We start from the raw sequence: 21,560 nt of genomic DNA on the forward strand, positions 1-21,560 counted from the left end.
TAAGATGGCCATTCAGGCGCATGTGATATATACCGCAATTGTTGAATCAGTCGTTGTGAATCGTCAACGGGAAGACGTGCTGACAAAAATCTGCGAGACAAGTGGTTTTATCGACGTATCCTTACCAGAGGATTCGCCAATGGACTATGTTGCTGTCTTTATTGCTGATGCAATTGCAAGGAAAAATTGTTTTGAAATCAATGGTAAAGTTGTTAGCGTTCCCAGCATTTCGGCTGAACACTGTAGATGCAGCGGGAAAATAAATCTTGGCCAAAGATTTGGGTCTAGTTGCGTAGTAAGGGGGTACTTGACGCTTCAGCTTGATGAGCTGAAAAACCGTGAATGGCTGGCAGCGCTGGGAGCGTCCGTATTAAATGAAAAGCCTGCTAGTTATTTTAAATTAATGAATTCCCCTTCTGTTTAAATAAAGTAAAAAGCATTGTTTTATTCTCATTATGAGAATATATTAATGATGTAATAAATAACTTTTTATTTCCACCAACCGATGGTGCGTAATCGGCAAAATCTCAAATTAAGGAGATGTAAATGGGTTCTGCATACTACTGCTGTGCCGGATGTAAAAATGATTTTAAAGTTTCACGCGGCAATAATAGCGCGTCAGCACGCTACGCTAAATGGCTCGAATCTCAGGGCTATAAGTGCGACGAATGTCGCAAAGCAGATCGGGCCGCAGAGTATGCCGCGAAAGTGGCTGCAGCAGCGGTCGATTCTCGTAACCAACACCTTCCAGAGTTGAGTGGCACCGAAAAACAGGTGCAATGGGCTCAGTCTATTCGTCTCGATGTACTCTCCAAAATGGATGAGGCTCTGCTTGCTGTTCAGAAAAGTTTTTCGCGTGAACGATTCCTGCGTAATTTGTCGGATGAGGGACGAGAAGAAATCCTTGACGGTATTTCATTAATTGCTCATGAAATTCAGCAGTGTGCTGATGCACGTACCTGGATAGACGATTACCGTTTTTATACGTTAGAACGCCATATTACCGTTCAATTTGAGAAACGAATGAATACGCTGGCGCCAACCGCATTTGCTGAATACGCGAGGACGGATAAATGAAAACACGTACTGATTTCGTTGTAGGCATTATCGAGCAGTTTGATGCTGAATTTATGCCCGATCAGGCTAATCGTCGTGCGGTGTCATTTGGCCTGGAAAAGAAATTTGGTGAGTGGAACGTGCCGGAGCTGCAGACGTTGGCTATTACTCTAAACAACGACGTAGTCACGAGTATCGTTGTTAATAGCATGCAAAAACCGAAAAATAAGTATGTGCGCGTTACAGATAAGCAGCGTGCGGTTGTCACGAATGCGCTGTTAGCGAAATACGGTACGTCGCGGGCTGTGTATGCGACCGCGCTCGGTATATCAGAGTCCGAGCTGACAGCGAACTAATGAGGATCGGACGGTGAGCCTTGATTTTTCGGACCTAACCGATGATCAGCTAATCGAATTGGCGCGGGCATGCTGTGAAGAAGCCATGCGCCGAAACCCAGCTGCTCAGCAAGCCATGCAGGACATGATGCTATCAGAGGCAGAAAAGGCGAGAATCGCTAAAAACGCGTCTGAGATGGAAATACGGGCACAGCGCGCACGCGAACGCGAACGTATAGCAAAAGAAACGAAGGCCCAATTGCGGTACGAGGAAGAGGCCAGAGCGGCTGCCGAGCGTGAAAAGTCTGCGAAGGCGGCGGCGAAGCGTACACGCGATAGTGCAGAACAGCGAAAACACCGCGCAATGGCGCTACTGCGCCAGGCCGCTGAATTAACTCGCCGCCCACCGCACGATATCGGGATTGTTTACTGTAAAACAAACCGCGGCCTCAGAGTGATGATTAATCCCAATAGCGGGCGCTACACGACGACTCATATTGTCGACTACTACGTCGACACTGAAGAAATTCATACAGTTCAAGCGCTCGTTAAGAGCAAAACCGAACTGGCCGCGTTTTGTGCCGGTATAGCAGCCGGTTTCCCGCTTGATACTTTTATTGCCGGTAGTAACTACACCTGGGCATCTTGAGGTTCTGGAATGAAAAATTTACCCGTTAATCCGCTGCAGGCACTGATAAAAAAATCGGCCACGCAGCTGCCTGTTCAGACAGGGGCTGTCGATCGTTATGCTCAACGTCTAAATAGGGCCGACGGCCCGCTCATCATCCTGGCAGATGTTTCGCCTTCAATGGACGAACTGGCCTGGGGACGACGTCGACGCATTGATTTATTGCGAGAATCCGTCGATGCGTTATTGCGGCAGCATACGGACCCTATCCGGATCATTGCGTTTGCGGGGGAACCAGACGACAGCGTCGAGACTATCCCACCGCACCCGCAGCGGGGAGGAACGGCAATGCATCTGGCGATTGATTGTGCGGCTAAATTTAACCCGCGTGCGACGTTGATCATCAGTGATGGCCAACCAGATGACGAGGATCTGGCTATTGCGGCCGCACATGCGCTGCCTGGTCGTATCGATACGCTCTACATTGGTCCTGATATCAGTATTTCTGCCGTGAGATTTATGCGCCGTCTGGCAGAAGTCGGTTGCGGCCGACATTCTGCGAACGATATATCAAACACCAGTCCGCTGGCATTAACTCACAGCATTACAAAACTTCTCATAGGGCAAAGCGTATGATCTCGATTGCAAATAACGGGCAGTCAATTGAGCACACCACGTATTTTGATAGCCAGCATGCAGCTGCAGGTTTTTTGTATGCAAGCTGGAATGCCGGTGCATTACGCCTTTTGCTCCCAGACTCAGCGCTCGACATGCTCATCGAGATGAAAACGGGAACGCAGGTCGGCGTCACTCGCGGGACATTGCAAGGCCGCAAGGATGCTCTTGAGATTATGTTTGACGATAATAGCGATGCACCGTATGCCATTCATATCGTGCGTGAGCAGTACGACAATCTTATCCGTGATGAGAATGTCAGTATCACAGTTTCAGTGTGGGGGCGGTCAGGAAAACTGGCTGAGTGGCCAGGATTCTATCGCACAGCGCAGACGCTGCCATTTCTCGAACCGCTCCCGGAGATCAAGCATGGTTCAGTTTGACAAGAAATCTCACAGGGCTCGCGAAGCTTTGCTTGATGCTGGGCGTGATTATCCCGATTGCTGGAAGACTGGCGACAAATTACGTGAAATGAACGGCGTGGGGATGTCATGGCCAGAATGGTGCTACCTGCCCTTAGGAGGGTGGTATGCGGTTGTATCGCAGCAGCGGGTAGGTGGCGGGCTGTTAACGTCGTTGCGCGATAGTGCTGATGTGTCTCGTCTGGGTGCGTTGGGTGCATGGAGGTTAACGCAGGGGATATACCGTTTCGATGAGACATTACTCACTCAGCTGATAGATACCCCGCTGGGGAGTGAAACACCACTGCCGAGTGAGGTCCTATACCGTTTACCCGAGTGGTGTATGTACATTGAAATGCCCGATGTGGCTGATGGCGTGCATGGCTTTTGGGTTCATCTGGAGCACGATGTTAACGACGGTCGCGATGAGCTACGTCTGCTCGTTGACAGCGACAATGCGTTATACCCGCTGATTTTACACCTAGGAAATTGGACAATTACTGAAGCAATGGATCGGGCGTTGGAAGAAGCACGGGTCCAGGCAGAGCGAATGACGCAAGCACATGTTAACGCAGAATACATGACGAAACAGAAATACAAGGCGAATGAGGTTGTTTTGCTGCCAGCACTATCTCTACTGCTGTACATCTGCTCTGAATCAGCAGAATACAGCCGGCGTGGGAAAGATGATGTGCCAAGTATGCCGCGGCCGAAAAAAACAAAGCGCGGATGGCGCCTGTTCCCTGCTGAGGGGCCAGTGGAATGGGATGTTGGTGTGCGGCTAGGTGCCGCATTGAGACAATCACACCAGTTGTCTGACAATCAGGATAGCGGCACACATGCCAGTCCGCGTGCTCATATGCGGCGGGCTCACTGGCATGGTTTTCGGGCTGGACCGCGGAAACGTGAAGATGGTACGGATATTCCGAATAGTGAGCGTAAATTTTCACTGAAATGGTTGCCGCCGATCCCAGTTAATGTCGGAGACGATGAGCTGTTACCGGCAACGCTAAGGGTCATCAAATGACACCGGAAGAGCTACAGGCGTGGCAGGAACGTATGGGCCTGACGCCGAAAGCAGCAGCTGAACAACTGGGTGTCAGCCTTGCCACGTATTACGGGTACCTGTCCGGTAAAAACCGGAACACAGGAAAGCCCGTGTCAATGGATAGGCAGACCGCGCTGGCCTGCGCCGCGCTTGAAGCTGGGCTCATGCCGATCGGGGGGGCAGCAGCAACTGACGCAGAGGAGAGGAGGCGGACGGTTAACCTGGGATTGCTGGCATCTGCATTGAACCTTAACCGCAAGGAGCTGGCTGGGATTGTCACCCTGGGCGGTTTAAAAACATCAGCAAGCCAGGCCGACAGATGGCTGCGTTCTGAGTCATCAAAGAAAGGCTACGCGCACATTACAGACGATCAGTTTCACGCATTCTGTGTTGGATTGAAACCGTGGCTTGACGTTAATGAAGGAGAGAGTTAACGTAAATTGGTTCCCCATGAGCAGTTTATTGTAGTTTTCACCGCCGCGCAGGCAGATTGACGCTGATAATGCCCTCATTATTCCATCGTCAAATGTTAACTGCTGTACATGGGGATAAGTCGTTATTAGGTTGTAAATGTTTTGCTTCCCCGTTTTACGGGGATCATCTCAGAACAACATACACAGAAGCGCGACAGCACTTCTGTGTATGTCCCCTCCCGAATCTGCTTGAATAACCTGCTCACCATTCAAAATGATACTAAAAGTTGACTTAAAGTCTTCACCACAGTACTGTTTGCCGCATTGACCTTATTTATCAGTGTACTTATTCGCTAGATTACAGATTGTGAGAAAATATATGGCTAGAGAACGTATCTCCAGTGAGGAGTGGGCGCGCCTGCTACCAGCACTATCAAAGTGCGCCAAAGTTACGATCGAAATGGCTCATGAAATTTTAGTCGAAGGGCGACGCCAGGTTGATGTCGCTGAGAAATATGGCAGAACTAAAACAACGGTTAACGCGGCAAAACGGCGTGTGTTAGAGCTTTGTGAAGAGGTTATCTCGGCACCTGACCTGGAATTCGTAGAGGTCTGGCTCCCCCGAGAAGAAGCGCAGCGCGTTCTTCAGATGGCCAGTAAGTACGCCGTGAATAAAAAATAACAATTACCAGTTTATGGCCAGCTCTAGGCTCGAGCTGGCACCTGTCCGTTTCCGTGTTTTCCCTCTGCTTTTCCCATCCTATACATCGATAGATTTCATGCGCTGGCCATCCTGGCCTGCATTTGTTATGGGCGTCCGAGCGGGTTGTCATGCTGCGCACTGAGCCAGACAAGCTGTCTCGGCCCTTCTGGTTTCCATCTCTGGCGCAATCCCACTGAAGAATAAATCTCATAACACCCAGGAACTGAGTCGCCGAATGTCTGTTTGGGCATGAAGTCGGCTGTGGATGGGGGGAGTTGGCTTGCGCGTGTCGGCCGCTGGCCGTCACGGCATCCGGTAAATCACGCCCCTGTCGTCGCAAGCGCCACCAGGTCCGCTCAACCGGACGACTTCGTCGAGCCAATGTGGGCTATGCGTCGCCTGAAAGTCAGCTGGGCTTTGCAGGGTGAAGGTCGGCGCGGGGCTGTATATGAGCGTGTAACCAGCTTCGCTGGGCTTCCGGCGGGATAACCCTCTGAGCCACCTTCAGCGGTATTTCCGCCTGCATGCGCTACGCGCATTTGTAAAGGACTCTGCGCGCAGCTCGGGCCATTTACATACAAAAATATACCAAATCTAGTTAATTTGATGTCATTCAATGATACTAAAAGTATACTTTACGGGTGGTTTAATATATTATCTATACAGTCAGTTGAATTATTTATTTGGTTTGTTGGCCGGTGATGAAACCGCTTTAGCACAAGACAAGGACAGAGTGAAGGAATAGTGAAAATGGGTGGAATAAAAAAAGTAGTAATGCATGTGCTGGAACGAGCCGCCTATTCTGTATTTTGTGAAGAAGAAGCCAATTTACATTATGGCGATAAATTCACTCAAATAGACAGAGCTAAGGTGTGGTTATCGGGAGCTCTAGATGCTATTAAATCAGTGTTTGCATCAAAAGTATCTGGAATAAGAAATTTCAGACGATGTAGATCTTTGAGCAGGCTCATCAGTACTGTTCGGCGATAGAGTCCGAGAGCAGTAGTACATTGTAGAATTCAGACAGAATTACGCGGAGATCATTAATTTGAAGAAAAGCAGGGTTTCCCCTGCTCCTCATGCCGGTTTATCCCTGAGAAAGCTAGACCGGCATTCATCAAAACTACATGGAGACAAAGCCATGCAACATCATGAGAGATCAATCATTACACCAACTGCTGTGTATGTAAAGCTGATGGCAGAAGAATGCCAGGCGCCGCGTAAACAGGTTCGCTTTATTCGTGATGAGATAGCGCCCAGTGAACTTGATCCAAAAATGCTCGATCGCGGAGACGATATTGTTCAGCGGTGTAGTAAAGGGCAACGCGTAAGGATTCCCGCCATGCAGGTAAGCGAACTGGGTCATGTGTTACGGACACTGGAGCTGAAAAGGGCTTGTGCCTGATTTAATTGCCGTCCGGGCTGGGCGGCATTTCAGATGGATGAAGAGATCACCGTGAATATAAGTGAAGTGAGAACCAGAGCGAAGCAATTAGTCGCTAAATGGGAACCAATGTTGAAGCAGGGCACGACCGTAGGGGTTTCTAACGTCACTAAATATGGAGACGAACAAATTGAAATTCGTAGAGAAGGGGGGCTGTACTGGCGCGCTTGGACGTTTGAGGATGGTTTTCTGACCGATTTTGAGAAAAATTTGGACTTTAGCCGATGCTAATATGATTGCGTAACATGAGCCAGTGCTGCGGCACGGCTCATCTTTTTTCAATGTTATGCAGGGATTCAAGCATCGTGAGTATGGCTTCTCGCGGATGTTTACGCGGGTGCTTTCGCCAGTCGGGCAGTAATTGGTTGGTGCTCAAGGCAATGGTGGCCAGTTCAGTCTGCCGTGACACTTCCTGCGCATTCTCCCAGTCATGCCATGTCCGCAGACTGACGCCTATTTCCCTAGCCGCTTTCTCCCGTGACCAGTACATTCCCCTGCGCCAGAGTTTAAGTTCCCATCCGGTCATATTTGTCTCATAAATAAGTGCAGAATCTGCACCTATATTATCGAAAATTTTTTATTTAAAAAGTGCAAATTCTGCACTTTTTTTATACTAAGGATACGCACCTGTCTGACACCTGCGGGCGCACTGTTTTTTTCCGGCGGCACCACACCGTGCCGAGTGGTGCCGCCGTTCGCCGGTGACCGGGTGTCCGTCCGTGGCGGATTTCCTGTCGCAGGTATCTCATCACAACGTCTCGCTGGTTGGCAAGGAACGCAAGCTGGCCAGAGGTCTCCCTGATAGCGCTCCCCGCCGTGCTGTTGGTCCTGTTACGACACGAAGATCCGCAACTTTTTATCCACCAGGAGGACACCATTATGCAGCAACACCACAACGGCACTGCAGAAGACGTGTTGTCACATTGCGTGCTCAGTGCAGACATTCAGCCGGACAGCGCCTTGTATCACTGAGAAGATAAAAACCGCTGGCAGAAAACTATCCTTCGCGACGTTGACCAGGAGATCTGGCAGAAACTGATGCATGATTCCGGCATGCTTACCCTAATGAAAACCGATAAGATCGATGCCTGGCACACGTCGCTGTACAGCGTTGATATGCCGGAAGTCACGCTGGATAACATGCTGGCTTCCTTCCGTCAGTTGCATGCTTTATCTGCGTCAATGTTTGAGCAGGGCGTGGCGTCGCTGTTTGAATAACTGTCGTAGGATTATAAAACCAACAATGTGCGGAGTTTTGGAAAGGATATTATCATCAATACGTTAGTTGATGTCACCCAGTGGGGTGTCAGTGCTCATCAACGTGGTATCACCCGACTCGACGATCTGAATAAAGCTTTCTGCTGGTTGGACAATAAACCCGTGATCGATTTTCGTGACGGAGATGGATGCTGGTTCCGAGATTTTGTGCATACCCATCAGCTGAACGGTGAGGATTTTACGTCAGCATATTTCAGTCTACGTCATTTCAAAAAAGGATCGGGTCATATCACCTTTCTGCGCATGGGCCTGGTTTAAAAGAGGAATAACATTCTGGCACATTATTATCCGAATGTATTACTTCCTTCATAAATCATCCTCCGTGCAGCCTGTCATAAGGCTGCCTGTTTATGCGAATGGATTATTTTCTCACATGTGCATTTTACCTTCGACCAGACTGCTGTGAGCGGTTGTTCCTGTCTTAACCTGCATTACCGTACTGGCAGAAAATAGGTACGCAAGGTTTTACTCCCTGTTTCTGCCGGTGAGGCGATGCGAACGGTTGATGTGAACAATCTAAATGCGCGCAGTCTGGTAAGGCTGACGGCATAATATGTGATAACCGGAGCATATACAGATGGATTTTTATCGTGTCAAATTTGAAAATATTGTATCCATTGCCCGTTATACCTGTGATGTTGTGGAGGTCATCTCTCTGGACTTTACGGTGGTGTTTTCCTGAAAACTGGCGAAATTGAATGCGCAGGCACTGGCCGAATGGTAGGACAATGAGGTGTATACAGATTAGATCGGCGATGAATTTGTCGAGGAAATGAAATGTTTTGAAGCTACTCAGATTTTTTCCGTAATCTGCCATTATCGCTGGCAGATTACGGAAGCACCATTTTTCTCTGCCTCCGTCACCAGAATTTTACTTTAGCTGGTAGCCTCATACTGCCGGTGTAAAATTATCCGGATGGCAGAGAAAAAAAAGTAAACCAGAAGAAGAACTTTACACTGGTTGTGAATAAAAAAAGGCGACTTCTGGTGAAAAAATTGATCCACATGACAGCATGCTGATTGCAGGATTGTGTGGAAAACTTGCTGGTAATGAGGAATGTAATTCAGGAAATCAGGAAGGACGTAAATGTCCTTCCTGTCACATCTATTGGTTTTATAAAATCGCTGGATTAGCTTGCTTCGGATTGCGATTTTTTTTGATAACTTTTTTCTTTTCGGCATCACGCATAATATCACGTAATGCTCTGTCGCTTATCCCATAGCCCGCTGTTTTAAGAGTCTCTTTGATGTCAGTAAGGGTATACCCTTTAGTTTTCACTAGTGCTATCAGATCGTCACGGATCGCCGCCAGAAAATCCTGCTGTGTTTTGCGCTGTGGCGTTAAATCCGGCAATTCGGCCAGCGCTGATTTTGCCTTTTCAATGTCGGAATCGGAATAAAATGTTTTTTTGCTCACCTGCATACCTTATGTAATCGAAAAATCCCGAAAATCATACCATTTATGCCGGGAAATTGGCAGTGCTCCGCACTGCCTATGCCGTCAAAACCGCCATAGTCGAAACCTAAATTGACGTGTATAATGGCCTAAAAAACGGGACAGGATGTGCATTTGTAATACCGCGCACGCACGATATTACAAATGCTACCTGGTCAGGGCTGAGCCCCGACACCCGAGTATGGAGCACGTATGAGTGATAGAGTGTCTCGAAGAGGGACTGAAAAACGGCAGAAAACCGTTATCAAAACCCTGAGATTTACGCCCGAAGAAATCGAGAAGATTGAGGCTGAGGCTGAAGCGACAGGACAAAGTGTGTCGGCTTATATCCGAAATGCAGCGATGAACAGAAAGGTGATTTCAAAAGTTGACGACACTTTTCTGACTGAGCTTTTGAGGCTAGGTCGTTTGCAAAAACATCACTTTGTTGAAGGAAAACGAATAGGTGATAAGCAGTACTCTAACGTGTTAGTCGCGATTACCGAACTGGCCAATACACTCAGAAATCAATTGATGAATAACGAATGATCCTAAAGGAAAAATCGAAATTATGATCCCTGTCATTCCACCGAAACGAAAAGATGGCAAGTCCTCATTTGGGGATCTTGTTTCTTATGTTTCTGTGCGTGATGAGGAGAAGAATGATGACCTTTTGGAAGCCATAAGATCATCAGGTCTTAAACCAGAAATGCCACACCGTAGTCGTTTTTCTAGGTTGGTAGATTACGCGACAAAGCTGCGTGATGAGTCGTTTATTTCCCTGGTTGATGTGATGCCTGATGGTGGTGAATGGGTGAATTTTTACGGCGTTACGTGTTTTCATAATTGCACGTCTATCGAAACTGCTGCTGATGAGATGGAGTATTCCGCTCGCAAAGCGAAGTTTGCGCACAACGATAGCGACCCTGTGTTCCACTACTTGCTTAGTTGGCAGTCTCATGAAAGCCCGCGCCCAGAGCAGATTTATGATTCTGTGAGGCATTCCCTTAATCGACTTGGACTGGCCGAACACCAGTTTGTTTCAGCTGTTCACACCGACACAGATAACCTCCATGTCCATGTTGCAGTCAATCGTGTCCATCCTGATAACGGTTATCTCAACAGGCTTTCATACAGCAAAGAAAAACTGAATAAAGCATGCCGAGAAATGGAACTAAAGCATGGTTTTGCACCAGACAATGGCTCTTTCGTTATTGGTCCAGATAAACGTATTGTTCGCCGGACATCGATAGAGCGTGACAGGCAAAGCGCCTGGAAGCGGGGCAGGACACAGAGTCTTAAAGAGTATATTGCAGATACAGCTATTGCCGGATTGCGTGAAGAACCGGTTACTGACTGGGCTGCTCTTCATCAGCGTTTTGCAAAAGAAGGCCTGTTTCTTTCTGATGAAAATGGTGTACTGAAGGTGAAAGACGCTTGGGATCGTGAACGATCCGGTGTCATTCTCACTGCGTTTGGCCATTCATGGAATACCGACAAATTGATTCGTAGGTTGGGAGCATTTACACCGCCCACGCAAGATATTTTCCATCAGGTGGCACATGTAGGACGTTACGATCCTAAAAAAATCAGTACGCCTGTTCGTCCTGAACAAATGTCGGAAGAACTTAGCCTGGCTGATTATGCCACGACGAAACTGCGTACATCGCTACTGGCTCTTGACCAGGATCCTACCCAAAGAAATATACATACTGTACATCGATTACTCGCGGATTCCGGTCTCTACCTGCGTGAACAACATGGTCGATTGGTTATTTGTGATGGGTATGATAAGACGCGTACACCAGTGCGTGCAGAACGAATCTGGCCAGCTCTGACTAAAACGGTAATGGCGAGTTATGAGGGAGGATGGCAACCAGTTCCTCACGATATTTTCCTGCAGGTTACCCCATCAGAACGTTTCACTGGCGGTGAACTTAAAGCCAGACCTGTGAGCGATCTGCAGTGGAGAAAACTACGAACGGGATCTGGTCCTCAGGGTGCGATTAAGCGTGAAATTTTCTCTGATAAAGAGAGTTTGTGGGGGTATGCGATATCGCACTGTCGCCATGAAATCGAAACACTTGTCAGTGGTGGGCAGTTCTCTTGGGAACGTTGCCATGAGTTGTTTGCTCGACAGGGGCTATTACTGATGCGAGAGCATCAGGGACTGGTCGTTATGGATGCATACAACCATGATCAAACACCTGTCCGAGCGAGTTATGTTCATCCTGATCTGGCACTTGCACGGGCAGAACCCCATGCCGGTTCGTTTGAACGAGTGCCAGTGGATATCTTTGAACGTGTTCAACCTGAAAGCCGTTATAACCCTGACCTGGCTGTCAGTGACCGTGATATTCCGGGCATGAAACGTGATCCAGAATTACGCCGACTGCGCCGCGAGGAGCGTGCAGGTGCGCGTGAAGATCTGAAGGCGCGCTATGCTGCCTGGCGTGCGAACTGGCGCCGTCCTGACCTGCAAGGACGGGAACGGTATCAGCAAATTCATAGTAATTGCAGAAGGCGTAAAGCAATTATCCGTGCACAACAGCGAGATCCGCTTGTCAGAAAGCTGCATTATCATATTGCCGAAGTACAACGTATGCAGGCTTTGATTGAGCTAAAAGAAAGTATGAAGGCGGAACGACTAGAACTTGTTGGTGAGGGTAAATGGTATCCATTGTCGTATAGACAGTGGGTAGAGGTGGAGGCATTGAAAGGTGACAGGGCTGCGATATCGCAGCTGCGAGGGTGGGATTATCGTGATCGCCGGCAAGACAATGCCATTTTAACGACAGATCAACGTTGCGTTGTTATCTGCGAGCCAGGTGGCACACCTGTGTATCTGAATATGCCTGGGTTGAAAGCTGCACTGCAAAAGAACGGCAGTGTCCGGTTCAATGATGCTAATACAGGCCAGCATGTCTGTACTGACTTTGGCGATCGGGTAGTGTTCAGGAATAGAAATGATTTTGCATCCCTTCAGCAGGAACTGAATAAGGTTTCTCCTGTTCTGTTCTGTAGAGATCCGAGAATAGGGTTTTCGCCAGAGGGTCGAGATGTGAAATTTAACCAAGCTATTGCTGAAATGGTGGGTTGGTATAACGTCAATCGGGATCGGGATGAAGAGCAATTCCGTATTAATCGACCTGAAGTGGATAGGATGAGGGTTGAGTGTGAACAGATTTTCCGAGAAATGGGATCGAAAGAGGTGGGCTCCGATGAGGGATATCAGGAACCACGTAATGGGTGGGTGCCGCCGTCACCTCGTTAATCAGAAGAAGCGGGCAACGATAACTAACGGAATCTTTAATTAGAAAACCTGTTATTAAAGCGTCTTTTAGTAATCTGTGATAGTTTGTCGAAGCGCAGGAAAGGCGTCAGTCTGGAAGACTTGATGTTATCTGAGCAAAAAAAAAGCCGCTTTCGCGGCTTTTGGGGTCTCTTATTTTATTAAAGTTGAGTTAGCTGAGAAACCAGTCCTCAAAATCTGAGTGCGTGTTGGGCTGATTGGAAGCTGATATGCACACATCACCATAACCGCCATCGTGAGAAGCGGCGTAACGAGCGACAGCAAACGCATCATCGAGCTCAGAGAGTATGGCTATTACTTTTTCCTTGTTATCTATCTGGTGAATACAATAGTTTGCTTCAGGGGGCAATTTTTCCTGAATATAAACACAGCCCTCACTGCCTTGTGGTGAACCGTAGGCCTTATTGTATATGATATTTTCACGTTCTATTTTTTTGGGTACACCAGAGTTTTCCTCTTCTTCTGCTAATTCCCAAATTTCCCCTTCTTCTTCTAATTCCCTAAGCTGTTTTTCGTAACCAATGCGACCATAATCACCACTTTCTACTCCATCAGCCCATTTACCTGGCGCTATTTCGTTGGCGAGTGAGCAGATCGATGAGATCACATCGGAACATGGGCCTGGCAAGAAAGACTGTTTGTGAATTTGTTCCCAACCAAAATCCCATGCGATCTGTTCAATAAGATAAGGACAACGACTTCCCCATCGTAATTCTGAAAGCAGTTCAATCAACTGGCTCTCGATGCATGCGAGTGTATATATCAGTTCACTATTTTTAGTATTAGACAGGAGATTAGTAGTCATGGTTTTCTCTCATCTGGAAACGGATGTCATCAGGTATTTCTGGTGGGTTCCACCCGGCGTCTTTTTGTTGGGTGATCTTCCTGGTAAGAGTGGGGAGGGCAGGCAACGTAATGTTTTTAAGAAGTGCGGCAGATGTCATTTGAGATTCATCTGAAGATAATTCATCACTATCAGGTTTATTTAGCGTGATGTAACGGATGGTTCTCTCTGCGATCGTTGTGGTTCTAATGATATCTAAGGCTTCTTCCCATAAATTTTTGTCACGGCCAGAAAAATCCAGATCATATTGTGTCAGCAGGTTATGCGAGCCCTGCCGGTTTGCTAGTCGCTGCTGGAAGGTGTCGATCACTTTCCATGGTTCTGCAATAGTTTTTTTACGGCGACGGGAGGGTTTGGCTGTCAGCACACCAATGATGCTGCTGACCTTTTCCGGTGTGGGTAAACGGCGCTGTGCAGTTCGTGGAACAAGCTTACGTAGCTGTTCTAATTTCGGTGGATTGACGGTGATGTAGCGGTTAATTATTAGGGGGGCATTGCATGTTTTCTCGCTGTCCTCAATGAAAAATGCTGCTCCAGGGGTCGGATCTCCCTGAAATATGGTGAAATTTTCTCCTGGCTGAAGCTTGATCAAATCCTGTACGTTGATTTTGTTTTCCATCTGGATACTGATGTTGTCTCCATCAATCCAGGATGTACCTATAATTCCATCCTGCCGCTGAAGACTCACCATGCGTGCTCGAGCCTCCTTACCCGCGGCATTACTGATGGTCTGGGCCGTTTTATCGTCACTGACGATTTTACCGGCTACCTTAATGCCGGCGTTCTGCATGAGTGTTGCCACATTGGCGGCAGACGTCTGATTTTCGATACGCTCCTGATCCTGGCTCATCATGATGAGCGCGAATAAAAGAGAGCGCACTTGGGTTGCCTGAACGGCAAGACGTTCGGTGTAGTATGCCCCGACTTCATCATAAAACCCTAAATAGGGAAACACCCCTTTGTACTTGCTTACCTCAAGCGTTTCTGCATCCAGTCCCTCCAGCTTGTAGCCAAGATCACGTGCCAAAATCATACTTTGCTGAGTGATGAGCATACGGCCTAGCGCAGAGGTCGTGTGCTCTGACGTATTTAACGCAGGGATTAATACCAGCAGTATTCGGTCACTATGAATGCTGTCGCGGATATCGATATCGCCGGCATCTTCAGCAAAAACATCACCAAAGGTCTCAGTAAACGTGCTGAAAGTCTCCAGAAATTGCCCTGTAAGGTAGCTATGCTGTTTTCGCGGTTCTTCTGTCCATGCTGAAGGTACCCGCACCAATGCCATGTCAAAGCCAGGGACATCGACCAGATAATTGTATAGTGGGGAAACGGCTTCCTCAGGCCATTGATCATCTACTGCTCTGCAGTACAGCTCTGCCAGTTTTTCTAACGGCATAAATTCGCGCAGCAGCTGCAAAGACATTATTTTATTCTCTCGAACGCAATAAAACTTGGTTCCGAACACGAGAGCTTTATTCATCGCAATAGCTCTGGATTGCCATTCTCCTCCCTGTACGTTTTTCGGTAACATTGATTGCATGGTTTCGGCAATAAAAGCCTCTGTACTATGGCCGAACGGATTATAGTCATTGGACTGTGGTCGAGTTTTATACCCTTTATTGATGATCTCACTGCGAGACATATCACCATTCATGAAGTTGATATATTCCACATCATCTTCACGGCCAAACCGACGCGCTAGGTAATAGCAAGTGCGTGCTGTTTCAACCTGTGCCTTGCCATCGACAAAGGTATAGCCTCGACCCCAGCAGAGTGGATTAATCATCCAGGCGTAGATGGTTTCTGTCTTACCGCCCCCTGTGGAGGCGAAGAACATGAGGTGTCGAGTCAGATCGTCGATGCTGAGCCAAAGCTCTCGGCCTACGTCATGTATTCTCTGATAGCCGAGATAAAAAATACCCCGCCCGTTACGCTCCAGTCTGGAGTCGTACTGAAATAATGAAGGGTATGCCTTTAGAAGACTACGGCGAACCTGACGGTCTTCTGATGGGTCCGGTAGGTTTAGTTGTAAAGGCATACGTATCGGCATACGCCAGCGATGGGTGCTGAAGCTGATACTGGCAATGATCGCTAATAGTAGGCAAAGCGGGATAGCCAATGGCCAGATGAATCCAACCACAACACTGCCTGCCATTATGACGGCATACAGCAGGTGATCTCGCATGAGCTCAATCAGAGGTGATTGCCAGGCACTACGATTTATTAGTGCCTGATTGACAGGGGTATTCTGCATTATTACTCCTGTGGAATGACTGTTTTCAGAAAGCTATCAGCTTGTTCTGGAGCCATTGAGTCGGTGGTTTTGAGGAAGAGATCAATTTTGGCTGGTTCAGCCAGTAGGCCGGTAGGCAAACGAAAGCCGGTATCGGTAACTACCCACGGTGTGCCTTTGAAGCCAAACTGACGAAAAGCATAGTCATTGACCGCTACCGCAGCAGCAGCGGACTTTTCGCACTCAGTGTTGTCCGGAGCACTTACGTTGTTACCAGGTAATGACATACCAGCATCTGCGCGGAACAGCGCCAGCCATCCGGATGCACGCTTGGCTGAGTCTGTTTGACAAAGTAAAGGCGCTATTTTTTCAACTGCATTGCCGCCATTATTAACGTCATTAACTACCGATACCGGGAACACGATGACATTAAATTCCTGCGCCAGACGTTCAATGGCAGGTTCCATCGTTCTACAAACAGAGCAGGTTGGATCGAGGAATGCATAAAGTGTGCGCTCATGACCGGAGGACAAATTAATGGTAAACATGCCTCTGGCCGCGTTGAGTTTGAGAACCGCCGCCATTTGTATCCGTGAAGAAGTTTCTATGGATGTTTTGGGTGCTGAACTAACCTCGGAGTTTGCCGGCGAATTAGCTGGTGATACTGGCGTTGCGATTGGAGATGCTGTTTTTAGTGTATCGGCAGGCGATGCCGGCAACGCATTGCGATTTTCCTGGATGGCATTCTGCATGTTTTGCGTTTCAGTTACTGCAGCCTTGGCTATCGACTCACTGGCTGACAGCGGGCTAGGGTCTGTATGCGGTAATGCGTTCATCATAGTGGCCGCTCTGGCTTTTTCTCCGGATCCGTTCGGATAATCAGGATAATCATGTCCAAAGGGCATTCCGACTAATGCAGACGATGTTCGTATCTCAGTTGGTTGATCATTTGAGGATGTGAGGAACCACGCGGTAGAAACTATTAGTGCCCCGACTATAGCGCTGGTCAGATACTTCAAACAGCGTCTGGTTGCTTGTTTTTTCCTTTGTTCAAGTTCCAGGGCAATCGCGTTGAGTATGGCACCGGCATTGTGCTCAGGGTCATCAAGCAAAGTAGCGGCTTGGTATGATAATGAGTAAAAACCAATCAGTTTGTTCTGGCAGATGGCCAGCCGTTGCGGACTCCGAAAAATTGTCAGCGCCTGTGGCGTGTCATTTTCTCTATGATGCATAACAACAATGCTATCGTCACAGTGGATTATAGAATAGGTATTTGCTATTGACATGGGGGTCTCCGGTAGACTGTGTCTTAATAAAAAAGGATATAGGCAGATAAAATGGTCAGAACGGTGATTCATCACCATCTTCCATTCCTGGGCGGGCTAGAACGTCGTCGGTTAGGGACCAGTTATTCCTGATACGACGTTTTCGGTCTTTATCTGGCTGTGGCTCGTCCCAGATCAGTCCCAAAGAAATCATATCGATGCGAAAACCATCGACGGCCTCTTCAACGCAGGCAGTGGGGCAGGGAAGTCCTAGCCTAATAGCTTCATTTTCGGTACGAGCCACGGCAACGATTCCCGCTCCCTCGATAAACTCTTTCGTTGTGTTTGCCCGATGTAGGGCATAAAACAAAGTACGATCGATGCCTTTTAACCAAAGCCAGTTAGGTGGTGTCAGACGTAGGTCATGTGCATATAACCACACAAGACCACTTCTGACGTATCGGTGTTCCTTGAGCCAACGGATAGCACCTTCGCTACGAATGACTCGCATGAATGCCGGTTTGGCCAATGAATATACTGGGACTGAAAATTTACCCTTGTCTCTTCTGCTTTTTAGACGGCAAGAGCGATTCAGGTTGTCCATTAAGGATTTAGCCGCGTCTCGATCATCCAGGAAGTACTGGAGGCCGAAGATGGCGAACAGGGCTTTTTCATGTGGAGCAAGGCTTTTCCATGATGTGAGTGGTTCTCCAAGTTGCCCCATAAATGCAGTTCGACATCGAGCTACGTCGAGCTGCATGTTGCTGATCAGTTGATGTTCTACAGCGAACTCTTCGGGCCTCTGCGCAGGGCGTCTTTCGGGCCGACGTTTATCCAGTAATAGGCGGAGAGGATCACCTTCATTCAGTATCGGTGCGATCGCGGGTGAGATGCTTTCCATGGTAAACGGCAAGGTGTGAATATTGAGTACGCGACGGGTATACCAATTTCTGGCCGGATGATTCACCCAACTCCATAACGACGCGGTGGAGAGCGGAATGAGGAATATCATCAGGATGCCGGTAGTCTGCTCCATAACACTCACCCATTGCTCAAAGGAGACGTTTTCAGCGTTATTCCCAGTGATTGCCAGAAGGTTGTAGCGCGGAGCGGCCCAGGTATGGAAGGGGCCGAAATCGACCATTCCCCACAGAATATGCAGAATGAAGCAAGACCAATATACGAATACTGGCAGAAAGAACCAGGCAACTAGTAACAACATAATGCCTATTACGGCAATGGCACCCCAGGTATCCATTGAATCGATGGACGTGCCTGGACGGACTGTTGACATGAATAAATCTCCTTCATTGACAGTAACGCCTATAAATAGGAAGTAAAAATTAAATAATAATTAGGCGTAGGTCTGCGATAATTAAAAGGTATTGTTAGAAAATCAGAACGTAAAGGTTATGGTGAGAACTTAATTGATCGGGGTTTTATTTGTTTTGTCTGGATCTAATATGGATCTCCTTTCAAAATCCTTATTGTGTACTCTTTTTTAGAGTGCTTATATGATTAACCTTACACAAGATTTTCAGTGTATTTATCTGTGCATGATGTAATAGAAACAAAAGAGCCGGTTATGAAACCGGCAAAAGGATACTCTAAGGAGGAGATAAATGGTTGTTTATTAAATAAGTTCAGGGACTGGCATCCCAGCCAAAGATTCCAATTCTTTACGTTTATTCTGGACAATATTGGGGAAATTAAAATTATAGCTGTAGCCTTTGTTGTTCATACCATGCAAGTGGTTTGCAATGTTTGAAGCCGCGGATGTTTCAATAGGGATCATGGGCAATGATGCAAACCTCGTATACAGGCGCAGCTTAGAGCCCTCAACCTCTGTGCGTACAAGGCTGTATGCATCGAAGCCAATGACATCCATGACTTTCCCCGGATAGATACGGATGTATACCATCGTACCATTCTGGTAGTCACAACCAAGATAAGTGTTTTGCCAGAATAACCAACCTTCAGCGTCTCTCGTTGGATTGAAGTGGCCTGAAGATTTTATATCATCCAGAACCGTCTGAATCTTCATTTTGCGTTTTTTTGCAATGAGGTAATTTATGGCAAAGGGGGCAGTAAGAAGAATCCAGCAGCCAAAAGCAATTACATATTCTCGAGTGTTGGCATATGGTGAGTCAAATGCAAATAAAGTGAATAAAGGCGCAAAAAATATAAGTATGATGACACCGAATCGTAAAAAAAGACTTTTGGCCACATAATAAATAAGCCACTTTTTAGGAAAACGTTCGATCATATACAACCTCCTCCATAATTTTTATCGTCATTATATAACGTGGGTTATTGGGTGTCTATAAATTATCCATTGATTCCATCTTTATTTGGTGGGGCATTGTTCATTGTATTGGTATTTACTCCAGGTGTGCGGCGCATATTCGTGTTACCTGCGATGAAAATATCTTTAACAGCGTTAGCCATACTACCTAAAGTATTTGCCGCATCGCGTCCACCCAAGAATGAGATGACGTAATCTGGCAGATAGGCTTGTAATGCAAACATACTGGATACTAGTGCGGTAGAAATTCGTGCGTAGAGCATTAAAAATCCAATTAAGCTGAACACACCCGTTAAAGAATTTGCTTGAACGTTAACCAGAGCAGCACCAAATAGTGCGTGTAAGATAGTACCTGCGGCGACGATAGCGACCGACGCGAAGAAGAAACCAAACACCATTAAAGGGGGACGTATCATTGTGTCGATTAAATAAATATATCCGTAGGCTGCTCTACTTCCTCTGTCTTGTGATGTTCCAAGGTGTGTGGCTCCCCATAACGGTCCCGCGGCACAGCCAACCATTACGCTAACGATCCAGTTTCCAATTCCTGTCATCCAGTAGATGAACGGGATAAAAGGCAAATAAATAGATAGTGTGAAACCTGTTGTGAACATAAGCAGTAAAAGGAAGTAGACAGCTGGAGAAAGTGCCTCTAATCCCTTGTCGACAGCACTAATAGAACCTGTGAGATCGATGATTTTGCCAATAATAGATGCTTCGCCGCCAGCCACCAGTGCACGGGCAATCGTATATGCCGCCAGGCTTCCTTCAGCCGCTACTAACGTATAATCGCCGACATTTTTCATTTTAATAAGTGGATTGACTTGAGTATTTCCTGTACCGGATCCACTAAACGATGTGGCAATCCAGGTGGTGAATGATTGCATTGGGCCAGCGATTGTATTCATTAAGATACTATTAGGATCATTGCTTTGCCCTGCCAGTTGCTCATTGTTCGAGACAACCGTTCCAAGCGCTGGCGTATAGGTGGAGTTCTGCAGCTGTGTGCGATAGGCCGTCATTACTGCCGTGAATAAATCCGTGTCTCCGATCTCCCCCAGAGAAGACATTCCACTTGTTGATGGCGCGCGGCTGGCTACTTCGGTTAAACGTTGGTTCGCGGTTGCAAAGGTTTGATACCAGGCCCCCAGTGCAGCCCATCCATAGGTATCGAGATAATTTCTGACCGCATCCTGTATTGCGTTCTGTTCATTCTGCGCGGGTAGTGCCCTTTGAACTGTCTGCTCATATGTATTGGCGGCGTGCTGTATTCGGCTTTCAATGTCTGGTAGTGCCCCTGTGCCGTTTTCTCGTTTCGCCCTGAACCCTCGAACAAATTCACTGGCTACGCTGTCCATATCGGTGATCATTGCCGCCATCGCGGCGTGCTGCGCGTCCACAATTTCACGTGTGTCATTTGAGTTAAACGGGTTTAGAAAGTTACCCCAACTGGAAGAGGAGCTTGATGTCTGTTGTTCAGGAATACTGCTCGTTCCACAAACCCCGCTACCATTGTTCACTCTGACAGTGTAGTTACCTCCACTGGTACCAGATGATTCCAGCATTTTCGGTGTAGACGAAGCGGCGGTTGCGTTGTAATCATCAATGACGCTGTTGATGGCATACTTGCAGAGCTGCATTTCAAAAATACCGCGTGCAGCTGTTCGTGTAGAGGGCTGGATAGGTTGTACGGTGAGCGAATAGCCACTGGCAATATCATTAGCTGCTTTCTGTACCATCAGGTTCGCGGATCCTACACCCATAATGGATGCTCCCCACAACATAGCGAGCTGCGCAAGGCTCCATCCGTTGCTGCTGGGTATTATCATCAAAAATCCCAGTAATGTACTGAGTGTACCAACAATGTCCCGATCACCATTGAATACCTTGCCCTGGTGACCGGTTTTACTGATGTGACGTAAGCCAATAACGATGAACCAGACGACGGCAAGAATGGCTATGATGCCATTGAATAGGGCAAATAGATTGCCAACCATTGTTGTATTGCCCCCTGCCAAGGGATTGGTCACAACGTCACCAAAGATGGTGATCAGCGCCTGACGAGACAGGTCTTGGGCATTTGTAGCTGCTGCAAGAATATCGTCGTATGTGACGGCGGCTCGAACTGGTATTGCAGGCATGAGCAGGCCTGCGCAAAGCACAAGGAATCGATTTTTCACG

Annotated in this window: 23 protein-coding genes; 15 read left to right on the top strand and 8 right to left on the bottom strand. The window is 47.6% G+C overall.

The window, feature by feature from the left end; genetic code table 11:
* The first annotated feature begins 4 nt into the window (after positions 1–4).
* The 11 genes from DCX48_00105 (at position 5) to DCX48_00155 (ending at position 6,934) form a co-directional block, all read left to right on the top strand.
* A complete protein-coding gene (locus DCX48_00105; GenBank protein ID QXE13031.1) occupies positions 5–424 on the top strand; it encodes a hypothetical protein in 420 nt (139 codons plus the stop codon).
* A gap of 122 nt (positions 425–546) precedes the next feature.
* Complete coding sequence (locus tag DCX48_00110; protein ID QXE13032.1) at positions 547–1,077, top strand: hypothetical protein; 531 nt, start codon at positions 547–549, stop codon at positions 1,075–1,077.
* The gene (locus DCX48_00115; GenBank protein ID QXE13033.1) at positions 1,074–1,412 is read left to right on the top strand and encodes a hypothetical protein; all 339 of its coding nucleotides are present in this window, start codon (positions 1,074–1,076) and stop codon (positions 1,410–1,412) included. The genes DCX48_00110 and DCX48_00115 overlap by 4 nt, the downstream gene beginning before the upstream one ends.
* A gap of 13 nt (positions 1,413–1,425) precedes the next feature.
* The gene (locus DCX48_00120) at positions 1,426–2,040 is read left to right on the top strand and encodes a hypothetical protein (protein ID QXE13034.1); all 615 of its coding nucleotides are present in this window, start codon (positions 1,426–1,428) and stop codon (positions 2,038–2,040) included.
* Between the two features lie 9 nt (positions 2,041–2,049).
* Positions 2,050–2,655, top strand: coding sequence for a VWA domain-containing protein (locus DCX48_00125; protein ID QXE13035.1), 606 nt, complete (start codon positions 2,050–2,052; stop codon positions 2,653–2,655).
* Entirely contained in the window at positions 2,652–3,077 is a 426-nt protein-coding gene (locus DCX48_00130; protein QXE13036.1) for a hypothetical protein, read from the top strand. The genes DCX48_00125 and DCX48_00130 overlap by 4 nt, the downstream gene beginning before the upstream one ends.
* A complete protein-coding gene (locus DCX48_00135) occupies positions 3,064–4,122 on the top strand; it encodes a hypothetical protein (protein ID QXE13037.1) in 1,059 nt (352 codons plus the stop codon). The genes DCX48_00130 and DCX48_00135 overlap by 14 nt, the downstream gene beginning before the upstream one ends.
* A complete protein-coding gene (locus tag DCX48_00140) occupies positions 4,119–4,577 on the top strand; it encodes a DUF1456 family protein (GenBank protein QXE13038.1) in 459 nt (152 codons plus the stop codon). Before DCX48_00135 ends, DCX48_00140 begins: the two co-directional genes overlap by 4 nt.
* Positions 4,578–4,935: 358 nt before the next feature.
* A complete protein-coding gene (locus DCX48_00145; protein QXE13039.1) occupies positions 4,936–5,238 on the top strand; it encodes an ArdK family transcriptional regulator in 303 nt (100 codons plus the stop codon).
* Positions 5,239–6,400: 1,162 nt separating this feature from the next.
* A complete protein-coding gene (locus DCX48_00150; protein QXE13040.1) occupies positions 6,401–6,664 on the top strand; it encodes a hypothetical protein in 264 nt (87 codons plus the stop codon).
* A gap of 33 nt (positions 6,665–6,697) precedes the next feature.
* Positions 6,698–6,934 carry a hypothetical protein gene (locus DCX48_00155; protein QXE13041.1) on the top strand — a complete coding sequence of 79 codons (237 nt, stop codon included), beginning with the start codon at positions 6,698–6,700 and terminating at the stop codon, positions 6,932–6,934.
* A 37-nt stretch (positions 6,935–6,971) separates the two neighbouring features.
* On the opposite strand, the gene DCX48_00160 is transcribed toward DCX48_00155, so the two are convergent.
* On the bottom strand, positions 6,972–7,229 hold the full coding sequence (locus tag DCX48_00160) for an XRE family transcriptional regulator (protein ID QXE13042.1): 258 nt from the start codon (positions 7,227–7,229) through the stop codon (positions 6,972–6,974).
* A 512-nt stretch (positions 7,230–7,741) separates the two neighbouring features.
* Here DCX48_00160 and DCX48_00165 point away from each other — a divergent pair.
* Positions 7,742–7,921, top strand: a complete 180-nt coding sequence (locus DCX48_00165) for a DUF4942 domain-containing protein (GenBank protein QXE13043.1) — start codon at positions 7,742–7,744, stop codon at positions 7,919–7,921.
* Positions 7,922–7,948: 27 nt separating this feature from the next.
* Positions 7,949–8,239, top strand: a complete 291-nt coding sequence (locus DCX48_00170) for a DUF4942 domain-containing protein (GenBank protein QXE13044.1) — start codon at positions 7,949–7,951, stop codon at positions 8,237–8,239.
* A gap of 856 nt (positions 8,240–9,095) precedes the next feature.
* Here the strand turns inward: DCX48_00170 and DCX48_00175 are convergent.
* Complete coding sequence (locus DCX48_00175) at positions 9,096–9,398, bottom strand: molybdopterin-guanine dinucleotide biosynthesis protein MobC (GenBank protein ID QXE13045.1); 303 nt, start codon at positions 9,396–9,398, stop codon at positions 9,096–9,098.
* A 231-nt stretch (positions 9,399–9,629) separates the two neighbouring features.
* Between DCX48_00175 and DCX48_00180 the strand changes: the two genes are divergently transcribed.
* Both DCX48_00180 and DCX48_00185 read left to right on the top strand, forming a co-directional pair.
* Entirely contained in the window at positions 9,630–9,965 is a 336-nt protein-coding gene (locus DCX48_00180; protein QXE13046.1) for a ribbon-helix-helix protein, CopG family, read from the top strand.
* 22 nt (positions 9,966–9,987) lie between these two features.
* Positions 9,988–12,690 carry a relaxase NikB gene (locus DCX48_00185; protein ID QXE13047.1) on the top strand — a complete coding sequence of 901 codons (2,703 nt, stop codon included), beginning with the start codon at positions 9,988–9,990 and terminating at the stop codon, positions 12,688–12,690.
* A 190-nt stretch (positions 12,691–12,880) separates the two neighbouring features.
* Here DCX48_00185 and DCX48_00190 read toward each other — a convergent pair whose 3' ends face one another.
* The 6 genes from DCX48_00190 to DCX48_00215 form a co-directional block, all read right to left on the bottom strand.
* Complete coding sequence (locus DCX48_00190; GenBank protein ID QXE13048.1) at positions 12,881–13,534, bottom strand: hypothetical protein; 654 nt, start codon at positions 13,532–13,534, stop codon at positions 12,881–12,883.
* Positions 13,524–15,830 (bottom strand): conjugal transfer protein TrbC, encoded by a 2,307-nt coding sequence (locus tag DCX48_00195; protein QXE13049.1) that lies wholly within the window; start codon positions 15,828–15,830, stop codon positions 13,524–13,526. The genes DCX48_00190 and DCX48_00195 overlap by 11 nt, the downstream gene beginning before the upstream one ends.
* Positions 15,831–15,832: 2 nt before the next feature.
* Complete coding sequence (locus tag DCX48_00200; GenBank protein ID QXE13050.1) at positions 15,833–17,095, bottom strand: hypothetical protein; 1,263 nt, start codon at positions 17,093–17,095, stop codon at positions 15,833–15,835.
* 55 nt (positions 17,096–17,150) lie between these two features.
* Entirely contained in the window at positions 17,151–18,368 is a 1,218-nt protein-coding gene (locus DCX48_00205; protein QXE13051.1) for a conjugal transfer protein TrbA, read from the bottom strand.
* Between the two features lie 339 nt (positions 18,369–18,707).
* Positions 18,708–19,340, bottom strand: a complete 633-nt coding sequence (locus DCX48_00210) for an ethanolamine utilization protein EutE (protein ID QXE13052.1) — start codon at positions 19,338–19,340, stop codon at positions 18,708–18,710.
* 62 nt (positions 19,341–19,402) lie between these two features.
* Entirely contained in the window at positions 19,403–21,520 is a 2,118-nt protein-coding gene (locus DCX48_00215; GenBank protein QXE13127.1) for a hypothetical protein, read from the bottom strand.
* Positions 21,521–21,560 lie beyond the last annotated feature (40 nt).

Source organism: Pectobacterium atrosepticum, assembly GCA_019056595.1.
GTDB lineage: Bacteria > Pseudomonadota > Gammaproteobacteria > Enterobacterales > Enterobacteriaceae > Pectobacterium > Pectobacterium atrosepticum.

Bases quoted from the DNA above. Each gene is read 5' to 3' on its own strand.
- DCX48_00105 (QXE13031.1), top strand. From the start codon at position 5: ATGGCCATTCAGGCGCATGTGATATATACCGCAATTGTTGAATCAGTC.
- DCX48_00110 (QXE13032.1), top strand. From the start codon at position 547: ATGGGTTCTGCATACTACTGCTGTGCCGGATGTAAAAATGATTTTAAA.
- DCX48_00115 (QXE13033.1), top strand. From the start codon at position 1,074: ATGAAAACACGTACTGATTTCGTTGTAGGCATTATCGAGCAGTTTGAT.
- DCX48_00125 (QXE13035.1), top strand. From the start codon at position 2,050: ATGAAAAATTTACCCGTTAATCCGCTGCAGGCACTGATAAAAAAATCG.
- DCX48_00130 (QXE13036.1), top strand. From the start codon at position 2,652: ATGATCTCGATTGCAAATAACGGGCAGTCAATTGAGCACACCACGTAT.
- DCX48_00135 (QXE13037.1), top strand. From the start codon at position 3,064: ATGGTTCAGTTTGACAAGAAATCTCACAGGGCTCGCGAAGCTTTGCTT.
- DCX48_00140 (QXE13038.1), top strand. From the start codon at position 4,119: ATGACACCGGAAGAGCTACAGGCGTGGCAGGAACGTATGGGCCTGACG.
- DCX48_00145 (QXE13039.1), top strand. From the start codon at position 4,936: ATGGCTAGAGAACGTATCTCCAGTGAGGAGTGGGCGCGCCTGCTACCA.
- DCX48_00150 (QXE13040.1), top strand. From the start codon at position 6,401: ATGCAACATCATGAGAGATCAATCATTACACCAACTGCTGTGTATGTA.
- DCX48_00155 (QXE13041.1), top strand. From the start codon at position 6,698: ATGGATGAAGAGATCACCGTGAATATAAGTGAAGTGAGAACCAGAGCG.
- DCX48_00160 (QXE13042.1), bottom strand. From the start codon at position 7,229: ATGACCGGATGGGAACTTAAACTCTGGCGCAGGGGAATGTACTGGTCA.
- DCX48_00165 (QXE13043.1), top strand. From the start codon at position 7,742: ATGCATGATTCCGGCATGCTTACCCTAATGAAAACCGATAAGATCGAT.
- DCX48_00180 (QXE13046.1), top strand. From the start codon at position 9,630: ATGAGTGATAGAGTGTCTCGAAGAGGGACTGAAAAACGGCAGAAAACC.
- DCX48_00185 (QXE13047.1), top strand. From the start codon at position 9,988: ATGATCCCTGTCATTCCACCGAAACGAAAAGATGGCAAGTCCTCATTT.
- DCX48_00190 (QXE13048.1), bottom strand. From the start codon at position 13,534: ATGACTACTAATCTCCTGTCTAATACTAAAAATAGTGAACTGATATAT.
- DCX48_00195 (QXE13049.1), bottom strand. From the start codon at position 15,830: ATGCAGAATACCCCTGTCAATCAGGCACTAATAAATCGTAGTGCCTGG.
- DCX48_00200 (QXE13050.1), bottom strand. From the start codon at position 17,095: ATGTCAATAGCAAATACCTATTCTATAATCCACTGTGACGATAGCATT.
- DCX48_00205 (QXE13051.1), bottom strand. From the start codon at position 18,368: ATGTCAACAGTCCGTCCAGGCACGTCCATCGATTCAATGGATACCTGG.
- DCX48_00210 (QXE13052.1), bottom strand. From the start codon at position 19,340: ATGATCGAACGTTTTCCTAAAAAGTGGCTTATTTATTATGTGGCCAAA.
- DCX48_00215 (QXE13127.1), bottom strand. From the start codon at position 21,520: ATGCCTGCAATACCAGTTCGAGCCGCCGTCACATACGACGATATTCTT.